The following is a 24,815-nucleotide window of genomic DNA, read 5'->3' on the forward strand; positions in this document are numbered from 1 at the left end:
GTTGCGGTTCAGAAATGGCCGGTGAAGCGATAACGGCTGCCTGGGTGCCAGAGGTTAGCGATCGAGGCCACCACGCCCTGCGACCAGGTGCGCCGATGCAGCACCAGGCAGGGCTCGGCCTCGCCCATCGCGAGCCGCTCGCGCATCTCGCGATCGGGCGCGGCCGCCTCGATGCGGTACTCGACGCGCTGCAGCGGCGCGACGCGCATCAGGTACTGCGCCGGCGTGACGGCCGTGAAATCCTGCTGCGCATAAGCGCCGGCCACGGCCGGATTGACCCAGCGCTGCTCGAGCTGGACCGGCTCGTCGTTCTCGAAATGCAGCATGGTCGACAGGAACAGGCTCGCGCCCACCGCCACCTGCAACTCGTCGGCCAGCGCCTCGTCGGCCTCGAGGGTGAGGAGTTCGAGCACCTGGCCGTGGTAGCGATGGCCGCGCGCCGCGATCTCGTCCGAGATGCTGCGGATCGCCACCAGGGTCGACTCGTACTTCGGCCGCGCCACGAAGGTGCCGGCGCCCTGCACGCGGGTGAGGACCTGCTCGGCCGTCAGCTCGCGCAGCGCGCGGTTCACCGTCATGCGCGCCACCTTGAAGTCGCGCGCCAGCTCGTTCTCCGACGGCACCAGGTCGCCTTCGGCCCACTCGCCCGCGTGGATCCGCGCGAGGATGAAGTCCTTGATCTCCTGGTAGGCCGGCGTGCTCATCGCATCACTGCTCCGAGACGAAGGACAGCGGGCTCAGCCGGGCGAACGCGCCGGCACGCACCTGCTCGGTGATCACGGCGATGTCGGGCGCGAAGTAGCGGTCCAGGTCGTAGTGCGGCACGCGCTCGCGGATGGTGGCCATCGCTTCCTGCAGCTTGGGGCTGGTCGCGTGCGGCTGGCGCAGGTCCACGCCCTGCGCGGCGGCCAGCAGCTCGATCGCGATGATCGCGGCGACGTTCTCGGCGATGTCGCCGAGCTTGCGCGCCGCGAAGGTCGCCATCGAGACGTGGTCCTCCTGGTTGGCCGAGGTGGGCAGCGAATCGACCGAGGCCGGATGCGCCAGCGTCTTGTTCTCGGAGGCCAGCGCGGCGGCCGTCACGTGCGCGATCATGAAGCCCGAGTTCACGCCGCCGTCCTTGACCAGGAAGGGCGGCAGGCCCGACAGCGTGGCGTCGATCAAGAGCGCGATGCGGCGTTCGGCCAGCGCGCCGATTTCCGAGGCGGCCAGCGCCAGGTTGTCGGCCGCGAAGGCCACCGGCTCGGCGTGGAAGTTGCCGCCCGACAGCACCTCGCCCGTGTCCGGGAAGATCAGCGGGTTGTCCGAGACGGCGTTCGCCTCGATCAGCAGCACCTCGGCCGCGTGGCGCATCTGGTCCAGGCAGGCGCCCATCACCTGCGGCTGGCAGCGCAGGCTGTACGGGTCCTGCACCTTGTCGCAATCCTGGTGCGAGACGTTGATCTTCGAGCCCTCGAGCAGGCCGCGATAGGCCGCGGCCGCCTCGATCTGGCCGCGATGGCCGCGCAGTTCGTGGATACGCGCGTCGAAGGGCTTGACCGAGCCGGCCGCCGCGTCGACCGACAGCGCGCCCGCCACCAGCGCGCTGCGGTAGAGATCCTCGATCGCGAACAGGTTGTCGAGGGCCAGCGCCGTCGAGGCCTGGGTGCCGTTGAGCAGGGCCAGGCCTTCCTTGGCCTGCAGCGTGAGCGGCGCGAGGCCGACCGAGCGCAGGCCGTCGGCCGCGCTGGCGCGTTCGCCGCGGATGAACACCTCGCCGATGCCCAGCAGGGTGGCCGACATATGGGCCAGCGGCGCCAGGTCGCCCGAGGCGCCCACCGAGCCCTTGACCGGGATCAGCGGCAGCACGTCGGCGTTGAACAGCGTGACGAGCGCATTCATCACCTCGCGGCGGATGCCCGAATGGCCGCGCCCGAGGCTCGACAGCTTCAGCGCGATCAGCAGGCGCACCACCGGCAGCTTCATCGGCTCGCCCACGCCGACCGCGTGCGAGAGCACCAGGTTCTTCTGCAGCAGTTCGAGCTGGTCGTGCGGGATATGGGTGCTGGCGAGACGGCCGAAGCCGGTGTTGATGCCGTAGGCCGGCTCGCCCTTGGCCGCGATGTCGGCCACCGCCTGCGCGCCGCGGTCGATGGCGGCGAAGCTGGCCGGATCGAGCTCGATCTTGACCGGCTCGCGTGCGATCGAGCGAAGTTGGGCGAGCGTCAGATGGCCGGGGGTCAAGGTGATCATAAGGGCGTCCTGTCTATACAAGTTAGGTGCTGAGCAGTGTAGATGTGCGGACTTGTATAGACAACCCGTTTTCAAAATTCGACGCTCAGGGATTTCCCTAGCGCCGCATACGGGGCGGGATGGGCGCGGACACCCCGGGCCATGCACGCGAAAATGCGGCGCGCGGCAGCTTGGCGCCCGGCGGGGAAAGGCCTCGGGGAAAGATGGAACGGCAGGTCACGAGCCTCGGCAGACTGCCGGACGGCAGCCTCGCAAGCTCAGGCGCGACGAAGCATCACGGCGCCAGCGGTTCGCGAGGCAGCGCCGGGAACGCGACGGGAGGACAGCGGATTGGAAATCGAACCGGAAGCCCGGCGCGGGCGAATCGACGGCGCGCCGCGCCAGCCGTCGAGCCGGCAGCCGCGCCAAACCGGCCGGCGCCCTATTCGCCCTATTCGCCCTATTCGCCCTATTCGCCCTATTCGGCCGCGAGCGGACGCCAGGCAAGGCAGGCCGGATGTCCCGGCGCCGCGTCCACCCAGGCGGCGGTATAGGCCGCCACGCCGCTGGCCGGCGCGGACGAATCCACCACGCAGGGCACCAGTTCGCCGGGCCGCCGCGGATCGAGCACCGAGAACGCCTCGAGCCCGCCCGCGATGCCGACGCCGAGCACCTTCAGCAGCGCCTCCTTGGCGGTCCAGACACGGTAGAAGGCATCGCGCCGCGCGGCCGGCGCGCAAGCCAGCACGGCGGCCTCGTCGGCCGGCGCGAACACCGACTGGCCCAGCGGCGTCCAGTCGAAACCCTCGCGCGGCGCCTCGACATCGACGCCGACGCGGGTCGACGCGCTCCAGGCGATCAACGCGTGGCGGCCCGAATGCGAGACATTGAAATCGAGCGCGGCGGCGCCCGGCGCGCAATCCGCCACCAGCGAAGGGCGCCCCGCCTCGCCGGTGGCGAAACGCAGCGCGGCCGGCGCCACGCCGAGCGCGGCGCCGAGCACTTCGCGCAGGGCCGCGCGCGTGGCCGCGCTGCGCGTGGCGTCCTCGGCGCGCAGGAAGCGCGCGGCGCGGGCTCGCTCGGCCGCATCGAGCGACGCGTAGGCCGGCGCGTCGAGCGGCGTGCCGAACGCGAAATCGACTCGCCACAGCCGCACGCCCGCGCGCGCCGCCGCCTCGGGCACCGCGAGCGATACCAGCCGATGCGGCGCGAGCGCCGAAGCCTGGGGCGAGGGGGAAGCGGTCTCGAAAGCGATGGCCATGGGCGGGAAGCCGGCGCGCGGCCGGATCAGGGGAAAGAAGCCGCCGATCTTACCGGATTGCGCCGGGCGAATACGCCGCCGTGCCGCCCGGGCTCGCCGGGCGGCGCAGCACTTCGCCCGGCGGCTCGTCAGGCAGAGCCGCCTCGCGCAGCCAGCGCAGCACGATCGGCCACAGCGTCGCCTCGAAGCGGCTGTGGAAAAACGCGAAATGCCCGATCGCCTCGACCCCGATCCGCCGCGGCGCGAGGTGCAGATGCGTGATCGGGCTGGCGACGTAGTAGCCGAGCAGCCGCTCGGTGGCGGCAACCGTGCCGAAGGGATCGTCGTCGATGCTGATCGCCAGCAGCGGCGCCGTGAAGCGCGTGAAGCGCGCCACCATGGCGCGCCGCTCCTCGGGCGTCTCCAGGATCGGGGAGCGCGTGTACGTGTCCTCGAAGCGCGGCCGGCTGCGGCTCCACGACAGCGCCACGCCGCGCGGCACGTCCTCCATCCAGCCGAGCCGGCTCGCCGGGAAATAGCCGAACAGCCGGCTGAGCAGCGGCATGACCAGGTGCCACTTGAGCCGCATCCGGGTGCGCGTCCACTTGCCGTAATCGCGCCAGTGCGCGGTCTGTGCGCCGACCGTCACGGCGCGCCGGATCATGCCGTTCGAGGCGGCCAGCCCGCAGGTGAAGCCGCCGATGCTGTGCGCGACCAGGTCGACCGGCTGCCAGGGGAAGCTGCGCGCCACGTATTGCAGGATCGCCTCGCTGTCGAGCCGCCCCCAGTCGAGCCAGTTGGCGCGCAGGTCTCGCAGCGAGGCGGGGCGCGACTCGCCGATGCCGCGATAGTCGTAGACCAGCGCGTCGAAACCCTGGGCGAACAGCCAGGTGGCGAAGCGGAAGTAGTAGCGGCAGCGCACCGCCGTGGCGCACTGGATCACGACCACCGGGCGCGTCGCATCGACGGCGCGATGGCGCCACTGATGGCCGTGCAGCACGAAGCCGTCGGCGGCCTGCACCGAGAACGGCTCGGGCGGCAGCGGCAGGCTCGGCGGAACCTCGCTCATGGTCGCGTCTCCCTCGATCGGTATCGCGCCGCGGCATCCGGCGGGCGCCGCGCGGGCCGTCGCGCCCGCTGCGCCGGTCGCAGCGGCAGCGGCCACTGTGCCACAAGCCCCGGCCGGGCTGCAGCGAAGCGCGAGCCGCGCGGCACCGCCGCCGCGCTCAGCGCTTGGTCAGTTCCAGCGCGCCCAGCGCCCGCTGGCGCGCCGCGTCGTGGTCGACGATCGGCTCGGGATAGGTTTGGCCGAGCACCACGCCGGCGGCCTCCAGCACGATTGGCTTGGCGCGCCAGGGCTCGTGGATCGCATCGGCAGGCAGGCGTGCCAATTCGGGCACCCAGCGCCGCACGTAATCGCCCTCGGGATCGAACTTGCGCCCCTGCGTGACCGGATTGAAGATGCGGAAATACGGCGCCGCGTCGGCGCCGCAGCCGGCCACCCACTGCCAGTTCGCCGAGTTGTTGGCGATGTCGGCATCGACCAGCGTGTCCCAGAACCAGCGCTCGCCCGCGCGCCAGTCGATCAGCAGGTGCTTGATCAGGAAGGAGGCGACCACCATCCGCACGCGGTTGTGCATCCAGCCCGTGGTCCACAGCTCGCGCATGCCGGCGTCGACCAGCGGATAACCGGTGCGGCCGCGGCACCAGGCGGTGAAGCCGGCCTCGTCGTCGCGCCAGGGCATCGCGTCGAAACGCTCGCGGTAGTTGCGCGTCGGCAGTTCGGGGAAGTGGTAGAGCAGGCTGGTGTCGAATTCGCGCCAGCCCAGCTCGCTGACGAATTTCTCGATGTCGGCCGCCACCGCCGCCCCGCCCTCGCGCGCCGCCGCCATCGCCGCGTGCCAGACCTGCCGCGCCGACAACTGGCCGAAGCGCAGGTAGGGCGACAGGCGGCTGGTCGCCGGCCGGTCGGGCCGGTCGCGCGCCTCGCCGTAGCCGCGGATCTTCTTGTCGAGGAAGCGTTCGAGCAGTTCGAGCGCGGCCTCCTCCGTCGGCACCCAGGCTTCGCGCAGGCCGCCGGCCCAGTCGGGGCGCGTCGGCAGCAGGCCGAGCGCATCGATCTTCAACGCGCGGCGCGCGAGCGAGGCCGGCAGCGCGTGGAAGCGCCAGGTCGAGGGCTCGGCCAGCGGCGCGCTCACGTCGCCGCTCTTGAGCGCGGCGCGCCAATAGGCGGTGAACACCTGGAACGCGCCGCCGCTGCCGGTCTGCAGCTCCCAGGGCTCGCGCAGCAGCGCGCCGTTGAAGCTCTCGGCCTCGATGCCGGCCTCCTTCAGCGAGCGCTTGAGCGCGCCGTCGGTCTCGCGCGCGATGCCGTCGTAGCGGCGGTTCCAGTAGACCGCGCCGGCATCGAGTTCCTCGGCGAGCGCGGCGACGGTCTCGCGCTCGTCGCCCTCCAGCACCAGCAGGCGCCCGCCGTGCCCGGCCAGGCTCGCGTCGAGCGAGCGCAGCGCGCCGTCGAGCCACCACCGCGCCGCGCCGCCCAGCGGGCGCGTACCCTCGCGCTCCAGCACGTAGACGCAGACGAAAGGCCGGCCCGATTCGGCGGCGCGCACGAGCGCCGGATTGTCGGTAACGCGCAGGTCGTCGCGAAACCAGACGATCGCGGCTTGGGCTGAGGATTCGGCAGGCACGGGGCAGGCTCCGGGAAGAACGGGTAATGACGGATCGATCGGGCATGGCGGCACGGACATGGGCGCTCGCCCGATTGCGCGCCATTAAACCACGCAAGGGGACAGAGCGAACCGGGTTTCAGGCGCCCACTCGCCGCCAGCGCCCTTGCACGCCGCCCACTTCAACCAACCCTTCAGCAATTTCCGCGCCGCCTGCCGGCACCCTAGCCGGGCCCGGAGGCGCCCGGCCCCGCCCTCGACGCGTTTCAATCGCCCGAGCCGGCGCGCTGCCACCGAGTCCCGCCGCCGCCCGCCCGTTTGGAGTCGCGCGCCTAGCGACCGGCTTGGCGTTGCCGGCCGCCAAGCCTTATAAATCAACGAACCGGCACGAGACCCGCCAGGGCCGCACGGCACGCAAGCCGAAGCCGGAAAAACAGGAGGAGACAATGGCGAAGCTGCAAACGGCAGGCGTCGGCTGGACCGACGGCAAACGCTACTGGTGGCTGCTCGGCGCGCTGACCATCACGCTGCCGATCTTCTCCGCGCACCTGGCGCTCAGCACCGGCTGGCATGTCTTCTGGTGGTTCGGCCCGCTGTTCGCGTTCGGCGTGATCCCGGTGCTCGACTGGCTGATCGGCGACGATGCCGGCAACCCGCCCGACGAGCTGGTGGCGGCGCTCGAAAGCGACCGCTACTACCGTTGGGTGGTCTACCTGGCCACGCTGGTGGTCTATGTCTCCTTCGTCGCAGCGATGTGGGTGCTGCGGCACGTGCCCCTGACCTGGTACGACTACCTCGGCTTCGCGATGTCGCTGGGCGCGGCCACCGGCGTGTCGATCAACACCGCGCACGAACTCGGCCACAAGACCTCGCGCTTCGAGCGCTGGCTGGCCAAGATCACGCTCGCGCCGGTCGCCTACGGGCATTTCTTCGTCGAGCACAATCGCGGCCACCATGTGCGCGTGGCGACCCTGCCCGACCCGGCCAGCGCGCGCTTCGGCGAATCCTTCTGGGCCTTCCTGCCGCGCACCGTGTTCGGCAGCATCGCCTCGGCCTGGCGGCTGGAAAAGCGCCGGCTCGAACGCGAGGGGCACGCGAGCTGGTCGCCGCGCAACGAGGTGCTGCACGCCTGGGCCATGACGGCCGTGCTGTGGGGCGCCGCTCTCGCCTACTGCGGGCCGCGCGTGATCCCCTTCCTGCTGGTCCAGGCCGTCTATGGCGCCTCGCTGCTGGAGGTGGTCAACTATGTCGAGCATTACGGGCTCGGCCGGCGCCAGTTGCCGAACGGCCGCTACGAGCGCTGCTCGCCCGAGCACTCCTGGAACAGCAACCACGTGGTGACCAACCTGTTCCTCTACCAGTTGCAGCGGCACGCCGACCATCACGCCAACCCGACGCGCTCCTACCAGGCGCTGCGCCACTTCGACCACTCGCCGCAACTGCCGTCGGGCTACGCGACCATGATCCTGCTCGCCTACCTGCCGCCGCTGTGGTTCCGCGTGATGAACCCGCGCGTGGTCGCGCACTATGGCGGCGACATGCGCCAGTCGAACATCAAGCCGTCGATCCGCGAGCGCGTGATCGCGCGTTACGCGGCGGCGGCCTCGGCTTGAGCGAGGCCGCGGGTGGCTCGCGCCCCTGCAGCTGTTCTGCTGCAACTTCGGCGCGACGCACGCGATCCACCACTTCGTGGTGCGCGATCCCTTCTACCTCGGGCCATTGACGGCAACCGCCGCGCACGCGGCGATGCGCGAGGCCGGCGTGCGCTTCAACGCTTTCGGCACGTCCCGGCGCGCGAACCGGCGCAGCACGCCCAAAGCGGCACGCGGAAGCAAGGAATGGATGAAGCAGGGAAATCGCGGCGTCGGAATCGACGGAAAATGGCAGGACATGGCGGGCTGGGGCGCTACATCGCGAGACGCGCCCGCCCGGACGCGAGCCTCGCCGGGAGCCGGTCGGGCGACCGGCTCCCCGTCACCATCGCCGCTCAGGCGGCGGTGACCGTCACCGACTTCGTGACGAGGTAGGGCTCGAGCGCTTCCGGGCCGCCTTCCGAACCGTAGCCCGAATCCTTCACGCCGCCGAACGGCATTTCCGGCCAGGGCGTGGCGGGCTGGTTGATCCACAGCATGCCGACCTCCAGACGCTGCGTCAGCAGGTGCACGTTCTTGAACGCGCGCGTGAAGGCATAACCGGCCAGGCCGTAAGGCAGGCGGTTCGCTTCGGTGATCGCGTCCTCCAGCGAGTCGAAGCCGCGGATCGCCGCGATCGGGCCGAACGGCTCGTTGTTGAACACGTCGGCCTCGAGCGGCACGTCGGTCAGCACGGTCGGCGCGAAGAAGTTGCCCTCGCTGCCGATCCGCTCGCCGCCGGTGGCCACCGTCGCGCCGGTCTTGCGCGCGTCGGCCACCACCTTCTCCATCGCGCCCAGGCGGCGCGAGTTGGCCAGCGGGCCCAGGTTGGTGCCGAGCGCGAGGCCGTCGCCGACCTTCAGGCCTTCGGCGTGCTTGACCAGCGCCTTGGCGAAGTCCTCGCGCACGCTGTTGTGGACCAGGAAACGCGTCGGCGAGATGCAGACCTGGCCGGCGTTGCGGAACTTCGCGCCGCCGGCGGCCTTGACCGCCAGATCGAGGTCGGCATCCTCGGCGACGATCACCGGCGCGTGGCCGCCCAGCTCCATGGTGGCGCGCTTCATGTGCTGGCCCGCCAGCGCGGCGAGCTGCTTGCCGACCGGCGTCGAGCCCGTGAAGGTGACCTTGCGGATCACCGGATGCGGGATCAGGTAGTTCGAGATCTCGGCGGGATCGCCATAGACCAGGCCCACCACGCCCGCCGGCACGCCCGCGTCGACGAAGGCGCGCAGCAGCTGGGCCGGCGAGGCCGGGGTTTCCTCCGGCGCCTTCACCAGGAACGAGCAGCCGGTGGCCAGCGCCGCGCTGAGCTTGCGCACCACCTGGTTGACCGGGAAGTTCCAGGGCGTGAAGGCCGCCACCGGGCCGACCGGCTCCTTGACCACGGTCTGCTGGACCGCCAGGTTGCGCGGCGGCACGATCCGGCCGTAGACGCGGCGGCCTTCGTCGGCGAACCATTCGATGATGTCGGCGGCCGACAGCACCTCGATCTTCGCCTCGACCAGCGGCTTGCCCTGCTCCTGCGTCATCAACTGGGCGATCGTGTCGGCGCGCTCGCGCACCAGCGCCGCGGCCTTGCGCATCAGTGCCGCGCGATCGTAGGCCGTCACCTTGCGCCAGGTCTCGAAACCGCGCTGGGCGGCTTCCAGCGCGCGATCCAGGTCGGCGATGCCGGCGTGCGCGACCTTGCCGATCACCTTGCCCGTGGCCGGGTTCAGCACGTCGATGGTCTTGCCGCTCGCGGCATCGCACCACTCGCCGTTGATGAGGAGCTGCGTATCCGTGTAAGTCGTGTTCGTCATCTGGGTATCCACCTGATCGAGAAAAGGAGCGGCCGAAGCCGGGCGCTGCCGCGGCATGTCGCGTCGGGACGGGCCGCCGGGCACGCTGGGCGGCTCGCGCCGCCAGCGGCATCCGTGCCGTGGCGGCACCCGCGTAGTGCCTGCCGGCCCGGCGACACGGGGGCGGCGGCCCACCGCGCCGGCCGGCGGGGCATGGCGCCCGGCCGCAGCGCGCGGCGGCGCGGGCGCCCGCGCAAGACCGTAAGCGTACAACGTCCGGAAAAAGTCTGCGTGACAGCGGATCGGCCGCTGACGAACGGAAAGCCCGGAAGCCGCGCTATCGAAATGCGGCGCCCGGGCCGGCTCGACGCGCGGAAAAACGGCGCCACGACGCGATGAGACGTTCGGGCATGAAGCTGAGACGAGCGCGTCTGGGCGCCAGGCGCCGGCGGCCTCAACATGCATTCCGTCAACCGCGTGATCGACCAGCCGCCAGGCGGCGCACCACGCGGTGCAGGACTTTCCCAACACGCCTTCGGGCACCCACGGAATCAGGATACGGTCATGGCAAACGTCGAAAACTTCGAATATGTGTTTCTGGGCGGCGGCAAGGGCGGCAAGACGCTGGCGATGGAGCTGGCGCGCGCCGGCAAGCGGGTGGCCGTGATCGAGCGCGGCATGATCGGCGGCTCCTGCATCAACGTCGCCTGCATCCCCAGCAAGGCGCTGATCCACGAGGCCGAGCTGGCCCATCTCGCGAACCGGCGCGACGGCGCCGCGCGCCCCGCCGAGATGGCGAGCGTGAAGCGCTACGTGCGCTCGGTGGTGGACGGGATGGTCGAGATCAACCGCAAGGCGATGCTCGGCTCGGGACTCGATCTGATCATCGGCACCGGCCGCTTCGTGGGCCCGCGCCGCATCGAGGTGCGCACCGCCGAGGGCGCCACGCGCATCGTCGAGGGCGAGCACGCCTTCATCAATACCGGCACGGTCGCGCAGATTCCCGATGTGCCGGGACTCCAGGCCGCCGCGCCGCTCACCCACGTGGAAGCGCTGGCACTGGAGGTGCTGCCCGAGCACCTGGTGGTGATCGGCGGCGGCTACATCGGGCTCGAACTGGCCCAGGCGTTCCGCCGCCTCGGCAGCCGCGTGACGATTGTCCACGACGCGCCGCGCGTGGCGCTGCGCGAGGACGAGGACGTCAGCGCCGCGATCGAGGCGGCCTTCGCCGGGGACGGCATCGCGATCCGCTCGGGCGTGCGCCCGGTCGAGGTGAGCGGACGCTCGGGCGAGGCGGTCACGCTGCGCCTGGACGACGGCAGCGAAGTGAGCGGCAGCCACCTGCTGATCGCCACCGGCCGCACGCCGGTGACGGCCGATCTGGGCCTGGAAGCGGCCGGCGTGGCAGTCAACGAGCGCGGCATCATCAAGGTCGACGAACGGCTCGCCACCACGGCGCCGAACACCTGGGCGATCGGCGAGGTGGCCGGCACCGCGATGTTCACGCACGCCTCCTACGACGACTACCGCGTGCTGAAATCGCAGCTGGCGGGCGGCGATCGCAGCACCCGCGAGCGCCAGATTCCCTATGCGCTGTTCATCGAGCCGGAGCTGGCGCGCATCGGCATCAACGAGCAGGAGGCGAAGGCGCGCGGCATCGCGGTGCGCGTGGCCAAGCTGCCGATGGCGGCCGTGCCGCGCGCCCGCACCAGCGGCGAGACCCAGGGCTTCATGAAGATCCTGGTGGACGGAGAATCGGATCGGATCCTCGGCTTCACGATGCTCGGCGTCAATGCCGGCGAGGTGATGACGGCGGTGCAGATGGCCATGCTCGGCGAGCTGCCCTACACGGCGGTGCGCGATGCGATCATTGCGCATCCGCTGATCTCGGAAGGGCTCAATATCCTGCTGAACGCGGTGCCGGCACATGTGGCCGCGCAATAAGCGGCCGCGCCTGGCGGCGGCGCGAGTCGGTGGCAGAATCGCCGCGCTGCTCGGCGGCCTCGCGCTGATGCTGGCGGGCCTCGGCGGCGCGGCGGCCGCCACGCCCGCTCCCCTCGACACCCCGATGGAGGCAAGCATGAACCAAGCACACAGCGATGCGCTGCTGTCCTGGCAGAGCCGCCACGATTTCGCCGGCACGCTGGAGCACCTGCGCGGCGCGCTCGCCGACAAGGGCATCCGGATCTTCGCGGAAATCGACCAGGCTGCGGCCGCGGCGGATTCCGGCCTGACAATGCCGGCCACCGTGCTGATCCTGTTCGGCAACCCGAAGGCCGGCACGCCGGTGATGCTGCAACATCCGCTGGCCAGCGTCGAGCTGCCGCTGAGGCTGGTGGTCCGGCAAGCCGAGGACGGCTCGGTCCGGGTCGATTATCTCGACGCGGCGCGACTGCTCGAGCGCGACTACGGCGTGGACGACGCGTTGCTGGCGCCGCTTGCGCGCGTGCCGGCCCTGCTGAAGGCGGCGACCACCGCGAACTGAGGCAACGCCGCGCGCCGGGCTTGATTCGGCTGCGTGAAGCGAACCCTTCATGTGAGCACGTCATGTACTGCGTGACGTGCTTGCACGAGGTGCCGGCGTTACGAGGCCCCCTCATGCAGGCGCTTCACGCGGCCTCGCCCACTTCCGCCAGTTCCACCCGCTCGCGGCTCTGGGCCCGCCATTGCGCGGGCGTCACGCCGATCTGCCGCTTGAACACGCGCTGGAACGCGGCATCCGACTGGTAGCCGACACGCTCGCCGATCTCCGCCACCGACAGCTTGCCCTCGGCCAGCATGCGGCCGGCGATGGTCATGCGGATCTCGGTGAGCATGTCGCTGGCGGAGCGGCCGATCGCCTCGTCGAAGTGACGGGCGAAGGTCGCGCGCGACATGTGGCAGAGCTCGGCCAGTTCGGGCAGGGTCCAGGCCTTCTCGGGCGTATCGAACATCGCCGACAGCGCCGGCTGCAGGCGCGGACGCGCCGCCAGCGCGAGCAGCCCGCGCGGCGGCTCGCCGGCCTCGCTGGCGAATCGCATGGTCAGCGCGAACAGCGCGCCCGACAGGTGATTGACGAGCGCCAGGCTGCCCGGGCCGAGTTCGTCGGATTCCTCGCGCATCAGGCCGACCAGCCGCGTCAGCCGGTTGCCGGCGGCGGCGTCCTGCCCCGGCGCGGCCGAGGTCCTGACCAGCAGCCGGTTCGGCAGGTGGTCGCGCAGCAGTTGCTGCGGCATGGCGGGCAGCAGGAAGCGCCCGCACAGCACGTCGGCCGGCGCGCCGCGCCCCTTGTTCGACACCATCTCCAGCCCGGCGACGAAGCGCTCCTCCGACTTCGCCGGACGCTTGCCGCTGCCGTCGTGCAGCACATGGCCCACGCCGGACGGCAGCATCACGATATCGCCCGCCTGCATGGCCAGCGGCTCGCCGAGCCCGTCCTCGAAGCTCGCCTCTCCGCTGAGCAGCACGTGGTAATGGATTTCGCGCTCGCCGGCGGCGGCGCCGTCGATGCGCCAGGGCGCGCCGAAATGGCAGCGCGCATCCAGTTGCCCGGCCACGGGCATCAAGGCCAGCAAACGGCTCAGCAGATCCATCGAAGATTCCTGTGGGTAGGCCCGGCGCCTCGCCGATGCGAGACGTTCGAGCATGAATTTCGCGGATACTACCACCTGGCATCTCATCGCGCAGGCATGCCCGAGCAGCCCTAAACCCGACAAAAAGCACAAGGCCCGCGCCCTCGCGAAACGCGAGGGCGCGGGCCTCGATCGGCAAGCGCCGAGCAGCCGGATCAGGCCGTGGCGAGCCCCGATTGCTGGGCGGCCTGCATGACCTTCTGCACGTAGGTCGGATCGCCCGTGCCGGCCGGCGTCGCATTCAGGTTGCTCAGGTCGACGCCATTCGGGCCGGAATTGTAGGCGCGCAGCGCGGCGCCCATGTTGCCGCCGAACTGGTTGGCGAGGTCCTTCATGTAGTTCGCGCCGGCGCGGATGTTGTCGGCCGGGTTCGAGATGTCGCCGCCACCGTATTGCTGGAATTCGTTGGGGCCGAGCTGCATCAGGCCGCCGCCGGGGGTGTTCGCGATCCCCTTCGACTCCTGCCAGATCTGGCCGGCGATGATGCCGGGCGGCACGCCGGTGGACTGCGATGCCGACATGATCTCGTCCTTGTACTTGCTGGCGACTTCCTGCGGAGTCATGTCGCCGCCCGAAGCGTCGGGCGTGGCCTGGACCGACGAGGCGCCCGCCGTTGCCGGCGCGCCCGTGCTGTCGGCCGGCGCGCCGCTGCCGGTGGCCGGCGAGGCATCGGCCGCGGCCGGCGCGCCGCCGGGAGCGGCCGCCAGCGTCTGGGGCCCACCGCCGCCACCACCGCCGTCCGACAGCGCGGGCATGCCGCCGCCTCCACCGCCACCGCTCGCGCCGCCAACCGACGGAGACGGTTTCTGGTTGGCCAGGTTGTTCAACTGCGAGAACATCTGCAGTTCGGCGATCAACTGCTGGATCAGTTGTTCGAGCTGCGCGAGCTGCTGCAAGGCCTGCGTATTGCCCTGGCCCGAGCTCTGGTAGGGATCGAGCGTGCTCGATCCGGCGGCATCAACGGACATCGACATGGACGTCTCCCTGTGAGGACGGCGCGACGGTTATCCGAGCACTCTAGGCGGGTTCCGGCAGGCGGTGGTTGGGTGGCGCGAAGTGGATGCCGGGGATGCGAAACACGAGGGTAGACGTCAGACGCGGGCGGCAAAGCGGAATCACCTCGCGCTGTCACATATTCATGACTATTCCGGGTAAAGCCCGCGCACTCGCGCAAACAAGCGAGTGATGCCAAGCAGTGCGTCGATATTTGGCACGGGGTAGTCAAGGCGCGTGGCTATCTCTTGCACCGCCGAAACCAGGTTGTCCAGTTCGATAGCTCGATGAGCTTCCACATGGGCACCCTGTGTCGCTCTCGATTGCGCACGATCCAGAACCCTGACATCGCTTGCCTGAGCAATCCACTGACTTGCAGCGAAATTCAGTCGGTGCGGGGCCGGTATTCCGTCCTGGCACCTGCGGCGGTCAACTCGGCGGCGAGACGTTGCAGGCTGATCCTGGGGCCTGTGCCAACCAGGAGCTCGGGCCGGGCAAGCAAGGCAAGCGCCTCTTGCGGCGACACGCCAAGGATGCGCCTGACGATCTGAATGACCTTCAGCTTCTGCGCCCCGAAATCGGTGACGACAAGCTCGACCGTCGTCAGGTTCGCCAGGTCGTAGGCCGCAGGTGCGATTTCCCGGAACTCGGCAGCGTGCTCGCGGCGGGCCTGGAGGACCTCGCTCCATAAGGGATCGGCCACATCCAACTCGTCTTCCACGAACCTCGACACCTGCGCGTCATCGTCGCCCACGGCTTTCAGGCGAAGCAGGATTTCACCAAAACGCCGCAGGGATCCTGCCACGGGAATCGCGTCCCATCGCCCGCCCCCGCGCTTCGCGAAATAGGCCGGAAAACCCGCAGCCTCTTCCGCCATGTCGACGAAGAACGGGTCGTTGAAATCGTTCACGGCGAGGACGAACCAGGCCGGCTGCCAGGCTCCATCGTGCGTCGACACCAGGGATTCGCCGGTGCGCCCATTCGACCTGAAACCCACTTGCAGGGTCTCGATCTCGTCAGGCAGTGCGTATCGGCAAGGCAAGACCATATCGCCGACGATAATCGCCGCCTGCAGGAAATTCCGGATTTCCGAGGGGATTTTCCTCGGCGTGTCTTCTGTCATGGGCGCCATGGGAATGTCGCTAACGCGTCAGGGCTGACTTGCGCCCGGTTCCTGCCGTATCCGGAACGTGCCATGCGTTCCAGCTCGAATAACGGGATATGGCCGTGATGGGACGGCGCCGCCTCATCGTGCACCGCCAGGCGCACGTCACCGGCAAGCCTCACGATTCCCGTCATGTCCGATCCTTTTATTCGACATCATCCTCGCTCTGCCACCGGTGGTGTCGCATTGGCATCTGGTGCGGCAGTTGCGTCCAACGCTGGATGCCGCTTACGGCTAGCCGCCGGCGCGGCTGCGCGAATTACATACGCTTCGGGAATCGGCTGATGGCCTGATTGAGGGACCAGAAAATCAAAAGCCCCGTAAGTCTTTGAACTTACGGGGCTTCGCGATCATTTCTGGCGGAGAGAGGGGGATTCGAACCCCCGATAGGCGATTAACCTATACACGCTTTCCAGGCGTGCGACTTAAACCACTCATCCATCTCTCCAGCAAGAGCGAGAGTATAGCAGACTCCAACGGCGGCTCGCCAGCCCCACCGAAACGCCCATTCATCGCGGCGGGCCTTCAGCACGAAGGCCCGCCAGCACGGGCCATCCGCTCGCGCGTCGCCTCGTCGACGCGCTCGCGAAACCGCTGCAGCGCCGGCACCTTGCGGGTATGCGCCTGTCCATACGCGAGGTTGAACGCATAGTCGAAATCGGGCGGATTCTCGCCCTGCGTGTGCTGCAGGATCGTCTCGATCTTGTCGAGCGCCTTCACCGCGCGTGCTTCCGGCGTGGCCGCCCGCGCATACTCGTCCCACAACGCGACGATCCTCTCGCGCATCGGCGCATCGAGCGCGTCGCCGAGGCGCAGCAGGTCGCGTCGCTCGGCGGCATCCTTGTCGCTGCCCGGGGCCTGCTCGGGCGCCGGCACGTCGCCGCCCAGCGCTTCGCCCAGGTCATGCACCAGGCAGAGCTCGAGCACCCTGCCGGGGTCGACCTCGCCCAATTGATCCATCAGCACCATCGCCATCAGCGCGAGCCGCCAGCTGTGCTCGGCCGTGCTCTCGCGTCGCCCGCCCGAGGTATGGCCGCTGCGCAGCACATCCTTCAGGCGCTCGCAGCCGCGCAGGAAATCCAGTCGTGCGTCGATCAACGCGTCGTCCATGGGAGCCACCTCGAATACTCGATTGATCGGCCACTATACGGCGCCGGGCGGGCCCGCTCCACGCATGAATTATGCGTCGCCGCCCGCCTCACCATTCGGCATTCAAAGCGTCTCGACCAGGCGCGCCAGCGTCCCGTCGGACAAGGTGAAACGCGTCCAGCGGCAGCGGCTCGCACGAATCGGCACCTGAGGCGAATCGTTGGACCCGGTATCGAATTCGATCGAGGGTGCCGGATGATCTTGCCAGCCCGCATCGCGCAACGACTGCTCGCGCGCCACGATCTCGGCCGTCGCGAACGGCCAGAGCGACGCGCCCATCAGCGACGACAGCGGCGCCGCGAACTCCGCGGCTCGCGGCGCGGAGCAGGCCAGCAGCCGGTGCGTGAGGTCGCAGACGAGATGAACGGGACGGGTGTGATGGCTGACGAGGCGCTCGAGCGCGCGATCCGCCGCCGAGTCGAGGCGCGCCGACAAGCAGGCCTCGATGCGCCGCAGTTCCTCGTGCGACACCGCCTGCGTGCCGGCTTCCCAGCGCGATATCGTCGACTGCGATACGCCGAACAGCGCCGCTGCATGTTCCTGCTTGATCCGGCGCAGCGTGCGCCATCGACGCAAGCTCGCGCCCGGCGAACAGGCCAGCGCGGACGGCGGCAAGGACGTGGTCGTTGCCTGGTTCGACGATATCGGTTTCATGGCTTTCCTTCGATGCCCAGCGGGGGCCGGCGAGCGCCGCGCCGTGCCGTGCCGACACGGCGAAATTCGACTTGAAACTCGACGCGAAGCGCGGCGGCATGGACGACGTCACAGCCCCCCGCGCCGCGCCGGCCGGGCTTCGCGCGCCCCGCCCGCCTATTCGCTGCCGAAGGTGCTCAGCGTCGATTGCAGGGTGGCGCCGCAACTGGTCTTGTGGCCGTCGAAGGCGACGGCCCGGCCGCCGACGGTAAATTCCGGGTTGCCCTCGACGATCACGCAACTCTGGTGCCCGGCGATCGGGCAGATGCAGAGGTCGCCGACGCGCGCGACCGGCTTGCCCTCGACGAGCAGGCTCGAATCGCCGGTCTCGACCACGCCGCCATGGCTGGTCGGATCGCCGACGCGAATCACGTTCTTCATGTCCTTGCTCCCGTAGTTCGGTGGATGCACGTGCGGGCCACCGCTCTCCCGGCGCCCGCAGCGGCCTCAAGGGTACCGCAACATCAGGCTCGGGTCTGCCTGGCGCGGATCGTGGCTGAACCGGGCCCGGCCCCAGGCGAGTGGCTCCAGCGCGGCGCTGGCCGGATGCGTGCTCGCCAGTTGCCGTCCCGAGGCGGCGGCCACCGCCTGCACGATCCGCGATTCCGTGATGCTCCCATCGAAGAAATGGATCGGCTCGAACAGCACGGCGACGCTGGCCACCCTGGCATCGGCCACGTCGATCACGCAGTTCGCCGCATATCCATGGAGCCCGAGCGGCTTGCCGACGCGATCACGCAGTGCGCCGCCCGGCGTGATCTCGGGCCGCCCGCGCATCGGGGGCGAGCGCGCCACTCGCGTCGACCTCGATGCGGACCTGCTCGATCCGGACCGCGCCGCTGCGCCAGTCGATATGGCGTGTCGTCGTCATCTCGAGTGCCCGATGCTTGCCCGGTGGTCGCGCCTCGCCTGATTCATGGATGCCGAATGTAATCGACCAGCGCCCGGGTATAGGCGTCGGGCCGCTTGTCGAGCAGACTCACGCCGATCGCGGCCGCGAAACCGGCCGGCACGCCGAACACGCCCGAGCTGATCGGCTCGATGCCGAACCAGGTGGGGCCGGCGAAGCCGGTCAGCTGCGTGAAGAAGGGATAGGTCGAGAGGATGTAGTAGATGCACACGCCCAGGCCCGTGATCATCCCCGCCACCGCGCCGCGCGTGGTGGTGCGCTTCCAGAACACCGCCAGCACCAGCACCGGGAAGAAGCTCGAGGCCGCCAGCGAGAAGGCCGCGCCGACCAGGAACAGGATCTTGCCGGTATTGAGCGAGGCCACGTAGGAGGCGAACAGCGCCACGCCGAGCAGCAGCACCTTCGAGATCGTCACGCGCCGCTGCGCCGAGGCGTCGGGCGCCACCATGTGGTAGTAGACGTCGTGCGACAGCGCATTGGCGATCGTCAGCAGCAGGCCGTCGGCGGTGGACAGCGCCGCGGCCAGCGCCCCGGCCGCCACCAGCCCCGACATCACGTAGGGCAGCCCGGCGATCTCGGGCGCGGCCAGCACCACGATGTCGGGCTGCATCTGGATGTCGGACCAGTGCACGATGCCGTCGCGCAGCACGTCGACCACCCCGATCAGGTCGGGTTCGAAGTGCTGCCATTGCGTGACCCAGGACGGCAGCTCGGCGAAGGGCTGGCCCACCAGGTGGGCGAGGATCTCGAACTTGATCAGCACCGCCAGCACCGGCACGCTCAGGTAGAACAGCGCGATGAAGAACAGCGTCCAGCCCACCGAGCGGCGCGCCGAGGCCACCGAGGTGGTGGTGTTGTAGCGCGTCAGGATGTGCGGCAGGCTCGCCGTGCCGAGCGACAGGCACAGCAGCAGCGCGAGGAAGTTGCGCCGGCGCGGGCGCTCGTCGTCGTTGCTCGCCGAGGGGAACGGCAGGTGCATCGGCAGCGGCTCGGCGGCGCGCGCCAGCAGCTCGTCGCGCGCCTGCTCCCAGACCACCCGCGCGGCCGCCGCGTCGCGCGGGAACTCGGCCAGCTCGCGTTCGCGCTGGCTGATCTCGCGCAGCGGGCCGTTGCGCCGGCGCAGCGCCGCGAGCTCGTCCGCCAGTTGCACGCGCGCCTCGCCGTAGGACGCCGGCAGCCGGTCGAGCCGAGCCTGGAACACGGCGGCGCGCGCGCGGAAGGCCTCGCGCACGGCGTGTTCGTCGGCCGAATCGCGCACCTGGGCCTCGAGCGCCTCGACGCGCGTCATCAGGTGCCCGTAGTTCAGTTGCGGCACCGGCCCGAGCCCGTCCTTGATCGCGATCAGCGAGACCGGGACCAGGAAGGCGACGATCAGGATCACGTACTGCGCCACCTGGGTCCAGGTCACCGCGCGCATCCCGCCCAGGAAGGAGCAGACCAGGATCCCGGCCAGCCCGCAGAAGATGCCGATCGCGAAGTCGACGCCGATGAAGCGCGTCGCGATCAGGCCGATGCCCTGGATCTGGGCGACCAGGTAGACGAAGGAACAGAGGATCGCCGCGCCGGCCGCGAGCGCGCGCACCAGGGTGCTCGAATAGCGCGTGCCGAGGAAGTCGGGGATGGTGTAGCGCGCCAGCTTGCGCACGTAGGGCGCCAGCAGGAAGGCCACCAGGCAGAAGCCGCCGGTCCAGCCCATCAGGTAGGCCAGCGCGTCGTAGCCGGTGGCGTAGAGCGAGCCGGCCAGGCCGATGAAGGAGGCGGCCGACAGCCAGTCGGCCGCGGTCGCCATGCCGTTGAAGGCCGAGGGCACGCGCCGCCCGGCCACGTAGTACTCGACCAGGTCGGAGGTGCGCGACAGCAGCCCGATCACGGCATAGACGGCGATCGGCACGAACAGGAACACGTAGCCGATCCAGACGCCGGGCCCGGTGGCGCGCTCGATGCGCCAGAGCAAGGCCACGAAGGCGAGGAAGCCCAGCGTGTAGCACGCATAGGCGCGGATCAGCCGGCTGGTCAGCATGCGTCGCGATCCGCCTCGTCGTCGAGCCGGTCGTGCCAGCCGTCGGCGCGGCGCGGTTGGTCGTCGGCCACGGCGCCGGTATCGGGCTCGTCGGCGCAGGCCGCGTAGTCGCGCCGCAGCCGGCGATCGGCGCGCTGCATCAGCAGCACGTAGACGGCGATCAGCAGCAGGTAGACCAGGATCGCCCCCTGCGCGCCCAGGTAGAACGGCAGGCTGAAGCCGCCCAGGCGCAGCGCGGCCAGGGACGGCGCGAACAGCGGCACCAGGAAGGACACCGCGAAGCCGATCGCCATCAGCACCGCGATCAGCCCGACGTTGAAGCGCCAGTAGCGCGCATGGGCGCGCGCGAGCCGGTCCGGCACCGGCGGCGGATCGCTGAAGTGGCGGGAGGTCGAGGTGGTGGTCGACGGGGAACGGGGGGCGGCGGTCATCCGCTTATCTAACAAAAAAGCCCCGGCGCGGGCAATCGGGATTGCCGCGCAGGGGCTGCGTGCCGGGCCGGCCGGATCGGCGCGCCGCGGCGGGGGCCGGGCGCGTCCGGTGGCGGCGGTTTCGCGCGCCGGCCGTGGAAACCGGCCGGCTCGGGTTCAGCGCGCCTCGGTCAGTTGCTCGAGGATGGCCGGGTTCTCCAGCGTGGAGGTGTCCTGCGTGATCGCCTCGCCCTTGGCGAGCGAGCGCAGCAGGCGCCGCATGATCTTGCCGGAGCGGGTCTTGGGCAGGTTGTCGCCGAAGCGGATGTCCTTGGGCTTGGCGATCGGGCCGATTTCCTTGCCGACCCAGTCGCGCAGCGCCTTGGCGATCTGCTGCGCCTCCTCGCCTTCCGGGCGCGAACGCTTGAGCACCACGAAGGCCACCACCGCCTCGCCCGTCATGTCGTCGGGGCGACCGACCACGGCCGCCTCGGCCACCAGTTCGTGCGAGACCAGCGCCGACTCGATCTCCATGGTGCCGAGCCGGTGGCCCGAGACGTTCAGCACGTCGTCGATGCGGCCCATGATGGTGAAGTAGCCGCTGTCCTTGTCGCGCACCGTGCCGTCGCCGGCCAGGTAGAGCTTGCCGCCGAGCTCGTCGGGGAAGTAGGCCTTGCGGAATCGATCCGGATCGCCCCAGATGGTGCGTGCCATCGACGGCCAGGGGCGCTTGATCACCAGGATGCCGCCCTGCCCGTTCGGCACGTCCTGGCCGGTCTCGTCGACCACCGCCGCCATGATGCCCGGCAGCGGCAGCGTGCAGGAGCCGGGCACGGTGGGCGTGGCGCCCGGCAGCGGCGTGATCATGTGGCCGCCCGTTTCGGTCTGCCACCAGGTATCGACGATCGGGCAGCGATTGCCGCCGACGTTTTCGCGGTACCACATCCACGCCTCGGGATTGATCGGCTCGCCGACCGTGCCGATGATGCGCAGGCTCGACAGGTCGTAGCGCGACGGATGGGCCTGCTCGTCGGCGCCCGAGGCCTTGATCAGCGAACGGATCGCGGTGGGCGCGGTGTAGAACACCGTGACCTTGTGGTCGGCCACCATCTTCCAGAAGCGGCCCGCGTTCGGGTAGGTCGGCACGCCCTCGAACACCACCTGGGTCGAGCCGGTCGCCAGCGGCCCGTAGGTGATGTAGGTATGGCCGGTGATCCAGCCGATGTCGGCGGTGCACCAGAAGATATCGTCGGGCTTGCGGTCGAAGGTCCAGTCCATCGTCAGCGCGGCCCACAGCAGGTAGCCGCCGGTGCTGTGCTGCAGGCCCTTGGGCTTGCCGGTGGAACCCGAGGTGTAGAGGATGAACAGCGGGTGCTCGGCGCCGACCCATTCCGGCTCGCAGCTTTCCGGCTGGTTCGCGGTGATCTCGTGCAGCCACAGATCGCGGCCCTCGTGCCAGTCGACCTTGCCGCCGGTGCGGCGGTAGACGATCACGCTCTTGACCGCCTCGCAGCCGCCCATCGCGATCGCCTCGTCGGCGATGCTCTTGATCGGCAGGGTCTTGCCGCCACGCATCTGCTCGTCGGCGGTGATCAGCGCGCTGGCGCCGACATCGACCAGCCGCTCGTTGAGCGACTTGGACGAGAAGCCGCCGAACACCACCGAATGCGTCGCGCCGATCCGCGCGCAGGCCTGCATCGCGACGATGCCCTCGACCGACATCGGAATATAGATGACGACGCGGTCGCCCCGGCCGATGCCGCGCGCCTTGAGCGCGTTGGCCAGGCGGCAGGTGCGCGCCAGCAGTTCGGCGTAGGTCACGCGGGTGACGCTGCCGTCGTCGGCCTCGAAGATCACGGCGACGCGCTCGCCGCGGCCGGCCGCGACGTGACGGTCCAGGCAGTTGTACGAAGCGTTCAGCTCGCCGTCCTCGAACCACTTGTAGAACGGCGCGTTCGACTCGTCGAGCACGCTCGAGAACGGCTTGTGCCAGTCGATCGCCTCGCGCGCCAGGCGCGCCCAGAAACCGTCGAAATCGCGGCCGGCCTCGTCGACCAGCGCCTGGTACGCGGCCATGCCGGAAATATTGGCCGCCTGTTCAACGCTGGCGGGCGGAGCAAACTGGCGGCGTTCGTGAAGAACCGAATCAATCGCAGACATCGACTACCCCTTGATGAAGGTAAAACCACTGCATGACGGCGCACCCCGGGGCGCGCCGCTTCCACGGCGCGCGACGCGCCGTGCCTCCTGATCCCGGCCGCCGGCACCGAGTCAACGGTGCCGGGCGGCGAGGGCCTTGCTGTCCTGGCTTGTGTTTCTGTGATGGCGCGCGGGGCCGCTCGCCGACCTGCCGCCGCGATGGCGATGGGCGCTGCCTTGCTGCGCTGCCGCATCGCGCGGGGCCTGCTCGCGCGTTCGACACGATAAGCTTCGCAACTTACCCGTCTCTTACGTGGCCCGGCCGTGCCGGCGGCCGCGGCGCGCCGGCCGTTACAATCCTAACTGAACTCAACGCCCGGACTCCAGCTTGAATCGCTACGCCTTCATCCTCATCCTGTCGATGCTGCTGGTCGGCAGCAACGTCGGCATCGGCAAGACCATCGTGGTGGTGGTGCCGGTCGCCATCCTCGCCACGCTGCGCTTCGTGATCGCCAACGCGGTGCTCTGGCCGCTGTGGCGGCCCTCGAAAATGCGCACCGTGAAGCGCGCCGAGTGGCTGAACCTGTTCCTGCAGGCGCTGTTCGGCACCTTCCTGTTCACCCTGCTGATGCTCACCGGCGTGCAGCGCACCAGCGCGGTGGCCGCGGGCGTGATCACCAGCACGATCCCCGCGGTGGTCGCCCTGTTCGCCTGGATCTTCCTGCGCGAGCGGCCCGACGGCCGCGCCCTGCTGTCGATCGCGCTGGCGATCGTCGGCGTGGTGGCGATCAACCTCGCCAACGGCCATGCGCCGGGCGCCGCGTCCGCGGCCGGCAGCTCGCTCGCCGGCAACCTGCTGATCCTCGGCGCGGTGTGCTGCGAATCCTTCTACGTGATCCTCTCGCGCCGCCTGACCGAGACGCTGCGCCCGCTCGACATCTGCGCCTACACGCACCTGTTCGGCATGCTGCTGATGCTGCCGCTGGGCCTGCTCGCGCTGCCGCATTTCGACTACGCGGCGGTGCCGGCCGGCACCTGGGCGCTGGTGGTCTGGTACGCGCTGTCGGCCAGCATCTTCTCGTTCTGCCTGTGGATGATCGGCATCCGCCACGTGCCGGGCAGCCTGGCCGGCGTGTTCAGCGCGGTGCTGCCGATCGCGGCGGCCGTGTACGGCATCGCCTTCCTCGGCGAGCGGCCCACGCTCGCGCACGGCTTCGCGCTGGCCTGCGTGGTGACCGGCATCCTGCTGGCCAGCCTGAAGCCGCGCGGCACACCCACCGCCGCGTCCTGAACCGCGAGGCGGGCAGGTCGGCGGCCCGGGCGCCTGGGCCGCTCGGTCGCTCCGGCGCGAACGGGCGGCGCCGGGCGGATCGCCCTGAAGCGGGTCGCCCCCGCCTGCCTCCTCCTGCCCTTCTCGCGCACGTCTCGTACCTGCCGCCTTGCCCCGGCCCCGGCCCCGGCCCCTGCCGGCCCGCCTCGCGAGCCGCTCCCGCCCGGGCGCCGTCCCGGCGGCGGGCACGTTACAATATCGCGCTTTTTTTCAGATTCGCTTCACCCACGATATCCGCGCCCACCCAGAGGCCGCTCGACCATGTCCGCTCGCCCGACCGATCCGCACGTCCGCCGCAAGATGAAGCCGCTCCCGTCCCTCATTTTCATGAGCCGCTGGCTGCAGGTTCCGCTCTATCTCGGCCTGATCGTGGCGCAGGCGGTCTATGTGTTCCTGTTCCTGAAGGAAGTCTGGCACCTGCTCACGCACGCCACCTCGCTCGACGAGACCAACATCATGCTGGCCGTGCTCGGCCTGATCGACGTGGTGATGATCTCGAACCTGCTGATCATGGTGATCGTGGGCGGCTACGAGACCTTCGTGTCGAAGCTCGGCGTCGAGGGCCATCCCGACGAGCCCGAATGGCTCGACCACGTCAACGCGGGGGTGCTGAAGGTCAAGCTGTCGATGGCGCTGATCAGCATCTCCTCGATCCACCTGCTCAAGACCTTCATCAATCCCGACCAGCATTCCGAGCACGCGATCATGTGGCAGGTGCTGATCCACCTGTCGTTCCTGGTGTCGGCGCTGGTGATGGCCTGGATCGACCGCCTGACCACCCAGACGCACCCCAAGCATTTCGAGGAGGCGCACGCGCCTCGCGAAGCGGCCTGAGCACCGCGCGGGCGAGCCGGCAGCAGACC

21 protein-coding genes, 1 tRNA gene and 1 pseudogene are annotated in these 24,815 nt (G+C 69.8%); 6 read left to right on the forward strand and 17 right to left on the reverse strand.

Annotated features, from left to right (window positions below; all coding sequences use genetic code 11):
- Nucleotides 1–8: 8 nt before the first annotated feature.
- From hutC to BM43_RS18360, 5 genes are all read right to left on the reverse strand, one after another.
- Entirely contained in the window at nucleotides 9–704 is a 696-nt protein-coding gene (gene hutC / locus BM43_RS18340) for a histidine utilization transcriptional repressor HutC (protein ID WP_013698787.1), read from the reverse strand.
- Between the two features lie 4 nt (nucleotides 705–708).
- Complete coding sequence (hutH, locus tag BM43_RS18345; RefSeq protein ID WP_017921802.1) at nucleotides 709–2,232, reverse strand: histidine ammonia-lyase; 1,524 nt, start codon at nucleotides 2,230–2,232, stop codon at nucleotides 709–711.
- 457 nt (nucleotides 2,233–2,689) lie between these two features.
- The gene (locus BM43_RS18350) at nucleotides 2,690–3,472 is read right to left on the reverse strand and encodes a 4'-phosphopantetheinyl transferase family protein (RefSeq protein ID WP_036049947.1); all 783 of its coding nucleotides are present in this window, start codon (nucleotides 3,470–3,472) and stop codon (nucleotides 2,690–2,692) included.
- 49 nt (nucleotides 3,473–3,521) lie between these two features.
- Entirely contained in the window at nucleotides 3,522–4,520 is a 999-nt protein-coding gene (locus BM43_RS18355) for an alpha/beta hydrolase family protein (protein WP_036049945.1), read from the reverse strand.
- 157 nt (nucleotides 4,521–4,677) lie between these two features.
- The gene (locus BM43_RS18360; RefSeq protein WP_036049943.1) at nucleotides 4,678–6,141 is read right to left on the reverse strand and encodes a cryptochrome/photolyase family protein; all 1,464 of its coding nucleotides are present in this window, start codon (nucleotides 6,139–6,141) and stop codon (nucleotides 4,678–4,680) included.
- 425 nt (nucleotides 6,142–6,566) lie between these two features.
- Here BM43_RS18360 and BM43_RS18365 point away from each other — a divergent pair, with 425 nt between their 5' ends.
- Nucleotides 6,567–7,733 (forward strand): alkane 1-monooxygenase, encoded by a 1,167-nt coding sequence (locus BM43_RS18365; RefSeq protein ID WP_036049941.1) that lies wholly within the window; start codon nucleotides 6,567–6,569, stop codon nucleotides 7,731–7,733.
- A gap of 13 nt (nucleotides 7,734–7,746) precedes the next feature.
- Nucleotides 7,747–7,944: pseudogene (locus BM43_RS41735) on the forward strand (fatty acid desaturase); the annotation flags it as partial.
- A 163-nt stretch (nucleotides 7,945–8,107) separates the two neighbouring features.
- Here the strand turns inward: BM43_RS41735 and BM43_RS18370 are convergent.
- A complete protein-coding gene (locus BM43_RS18370) occupies nucleotides 8,108–9,553 on the reverse strand; it encodes an NAD-dependent succinate-semialdehyde dehydrogenase (RefSeq protein WP_036040945.1) in 1,446 nt (481 codons plus the stop codon).
- A gap of 543 nt (nucleotides 9,554–10,096) precedes the next feature.
- Between BM43_RS18370 and BM43_RS18375 the strand changes: the two genes are divergently transcribed.
- Nucleotides 10,097–11,476: an FAD-dependent oxidoreductase gene (locus tag BM43_RS18375; protein WP_036049939.1), complete on the forward strand. Its 1,380-nt coding sequence runs from the start codon at nucleotides 10,097–10,099 to the stop codon at nucleotides 11,474–11,476.
- The gene (locus BM43_RS18380; protein WP_230676255.1) at nucleotides 11,460–12,017 is read left to right on the forward strand and encodes a DUF302 domain-containing protein; all 558 of its coding nucleotides are present in this window, start codon (nucleotides 11,460–11,462) and stop codon (nucleotides 12,015–12,017) included. Before BM43_RS18375 ends, BM43_RS18380 begins: the two co-directional genes overlap by 17 nt.
- A gap of 124 nt (nucleotides 12,018–12,141) precedes the next feature.
- Here the strand turns inward: BM43_RS18380 and BM43_RS18385 are convergent, their stop codons facing one another.
- From BM43_RS18385 to acs, 11 genes are all read right to left on the reverse strand, one after another.
- Nucleotides 12,142–13,104, reverse strand: a complete 963-nt coding sequence (locus BM43_RS18385) for a cupin domain-containing protein (RefSeq protein WP_036040951.1) — start codon at nucleotides 13,102–13,104, stop codon at nucleotides 12,142–12,144.
- Nucleotides 13,105–13,298: 194 nt separating this feature from the next.
- A complete protein-coding gene (locus tag BM43_RS41965; protein ID WP_052710575.1) occupies nucleotides 13,299–14,117 on the reverse strand; it encodes a lytic transglycosylase domain-containing protein in 819 nt (272 codons plus the stop codon).
- A 404-nt stretch (nucleotides 14,118–14,521) separates the two neighbouring features.
- Nucleotides 14,522–15,268, reverse strand: a complete 747-nt coding sequence (locus BM43_RS18395; protein WP_052409298.1) for a hypothetical protein — start codon at nucleotides 15,266–15,268, stop codon at nucleotides 14,522–14,524.
- A 390-nt stretch (nucleotides 15,269–15,658) separates the two neighbouring features.
- Nucleotides 15,659–15,749: transfer RNA gene (locus BM43_RS18400), tRNA-Ser, on the reverse strand.
- Between the two features lie 77 nt (nucleotides 15,750–15,826).
- Entirely contained in the window at nucleotides 15,827–16,411 is a 585-nt protein-coding gene (locus BM43_RS18405) for an HD domain-containing protein (protein ID WP_036049937.1), read from the reverse strand.
- 102 nt (nucleotides 16,412–16,513) lie between these two features.
- Entirely contained in the window at nucleotides 16,514–17,104 is a 591-nt protein-coding gene (locus BM43_RS18410) for a helix-turn-helix domain-containing protein (RefSeq protein WP_036049935.1), read from the reverse strand.
- A 156-nt stretch (nucleotides 17,105–17,260) separates the two neighbouring features.
- Nucleotides 17,261–17,524, reverse strand: coding sequence for a PAAR domain-containing protein (locus BM43_RS18415; protein WP_013698802.1), 264 nt, complete (start codon nucleotides 17,522–17,524; stop codon nucleotides 17,261–17,263).
- A gap of 66 nt (nucleotides 17,525–17,590) precedes the next feature.
- Complete coding sequence (locus BM43_RS18420; protein ID WP_230676254.1) at nucleotides 17,591–17,938, reverse strand: hypothetical protein; 348 nt, start codon at nucleotides 17,936–17,938, stop codon at nucleotides 17,591–17,593.
- Between the two features lie 119 nt (nucleotides 17,939–18,057).
- Nucleotides 18,058–20,073 carry a sodium:solute symporter family protein gene (locus BM43_RS18425; protein WP_036049934.1) on the reverse strand — a complete coding sequence of 672 codons (2,016 nt, stop codon included), beginning with the start codon at nucleotides 20,071–20,073 and terminating at the stop codon, nucleotides 18,058–18,060.
- Nucleotides 20,067–20,504 (reverse strand): DUF4212 domain-containing protein, encoded by a 438-nt coding sequence (locus BM43_RS18430; RefSeq protein ID WP_080742279.1) that lies wholly within the window; start codon nucleotides 20,502–20,504, stop codon nucleotides 20,067–20,069. Before BM43_RS18430 ends, BM43_RS18425 begins: the two co-directional genes overlap by 7 nt.
- A 156-nt stretch (nucleotides 20,505–20,660) precedes the next feature.
- Nucleotides 20,661–22,643 (reverse strand): acetate--CoA ligase, encoded by a 1,983-nt coding sequence (gene acs, locus BM43_RS18435; protein ID WP_036049931.1) that lies wholly within the window; start codon nucleotides 22,641–22,643, stop codon nucleotides 20,661–20,663.
- A gap of 367 nt (nucleotides 22,644–23,010) precedes the next feature.
- Here acs and BM43_RS18440 point away from each other — a divergent pair, with 367 nt between their 5' ends.
- Together BM43_RS18440 and BM43_RS18445 are read left to right on the forward strand one after the other, a co-directional pair.
- Nucleotides 23,011–23,913: a DMT family transporter gene (locus BM43_RS18440; RefSeq protein ID WP_036049928.1), complete on the forward strand. Its 903-nt coding sequence runs from the start codon at nucleotides 23,011–23,013 to the stop codon at nucleotides 23,911–23,913.
- Nucleotides 23,914–24,213: 300 nt separating this feature from the next.
- Nucleotides 24,214–24,786 carry a TIGR00645 family protein gene (locus BM43_RS18445; protein WP_013698808.1) on the forward strand — a complete coding sequence of 191 codons (573 nt, stop codon included), beginning with the start codon at nucleotides 24,214–24,216 and terminating at the stop codon, nucleotides 24,784–24,786.
- Nucleotides 24,787–24,815: the final 29 nt, after the last annotated feature.

Source organism: Burkholderia gladioli, from assembly GCF_000959725.1.
GTDB lineage: Bacteria > Pseudomonadota > Gammaproteobacteria > Burkholderiales > Burkholderiaceae > Burkholderia > Burkholderia gladioli.

Coding starts and splice junctions, on each gene's coding strand:
- BM43_RS18355 (WP_036049945.1), bottom strand. CDS start 4,520: ATGAGCGAGGTTCCGCCGAGCCTGCCGCTGCCGCCCGAGCCGTTCTCG.
- BM43_RS18370 (WP_036040945.1), bottom strand. CDS start 9,553: ATGACGAACACGACTTACACGGATACGCAGCTCCTCATCAACGGCGAG.
- hutC (WP_013698787.1), bottom strand. CDS start 704: ATGAGCACGCCGGCCTACCAGGAGATCAAGGACTTCATCCTCGCGCGG.
- BM43_RS18375 (WP_036049939.1), top strand. CDS start 10,097: ATGGCAAACGTCGAAAACTTCGAATATGTGTTTCTGGGCGGCGGCAAG.
- BM43_RS18430 (WP_080742279.1), bottom strand. CDS start 20,504: ATGACCGCCGCCCCCCGTTCCCCGTCGACCACCACCTCGACCTCCCGC.
- BM43_RS18425 (WP_036049934.1), bottom strand. CDS start 20,073: ATGCTGACCAGCCGGCTGATCCGCGCCTATGCGTGCTACACGCTGGGC.
- BM43_RS18445 (WP_013698808.1), top strand. CDS start 24,214: ATGTCCGCTCGCCCGACCGATCCGCACGTCCGCCGCAAGATGAAGCCG.
- BM43_RS18380 (WP_230676255.1), top strand. CDS start 11,460: ATGTGGCCGCGCAATAAGCGGCCGCGCCTGGCGGCGGCGCGAGTCGGT.
- BM43_RS18405 (WP_036049937.1), bottom strand. CDS start 16,411: ATGGACGACGCGTTGATCGACGCACGACTGGATTTCCTGCGCGGCTGC.
- BM43_RS18385 (WP_036040951.1), bottom strand. CDS start 13,104: ATGGATCTGCTGAGCCGTTTGCTGGCCTTGATGCCCGTGGCCGGGCAA.
- BM43_RS18350 (WP_036049947.1), bottom strand. CDS start 3,472: ATGGCCATCGCTTTCGAGACCGCTTCCCCCTCGCCCCAGGCTTCGGCG.
- BM43_RS18365 (WP_036049941.1), top strand. CDS start 6,567: ATGGCGAAGCTGCAAACGGCAGGCGTCGGCTGGACCGACGGCAAACGC.
- BM43_RS41965 (WP_052710575.1), bottom strand. CDS start 14,117: ATGTCGATGTCCGTTGATGCCGCCGGATCGAGCACGCTCGATCCCTAC.
- BM43_RS18395 (WP_052409298.1), bottom strand. CDS start 15,268: ATGGCGCCCATGACAGAAGACACGCCGAGGAAAATCCCCTCGGAAATC.
- acs (WP_036049931.1), bottom strand. CDS start 22,643: ATGTCTGCGATTGATTCGGTTCTTCACGAACGCCGCCAGTTTGCTCCG.
- BM43_RS18415 (WP_013698802.1), bottom strand. CDS start 17,524: ATGAAGAACGTGATTCGCGTCGGCGATCCGACCAGCCATGGCGGCGTG.
- BM43_RS18410 (WP_036049935.1), bottom strand. CDS start 17,104: ATGAAACCGATATCGTCGAACCAGGCAACGACCACGTCCTTGCCGCCG.
- hutH (WP_017921802.1), bottom strand. CDS start 2,232: ATGATCACCTTGACCCCCGGCCATCTGACGCTCGCCCAACTTCGCTCG.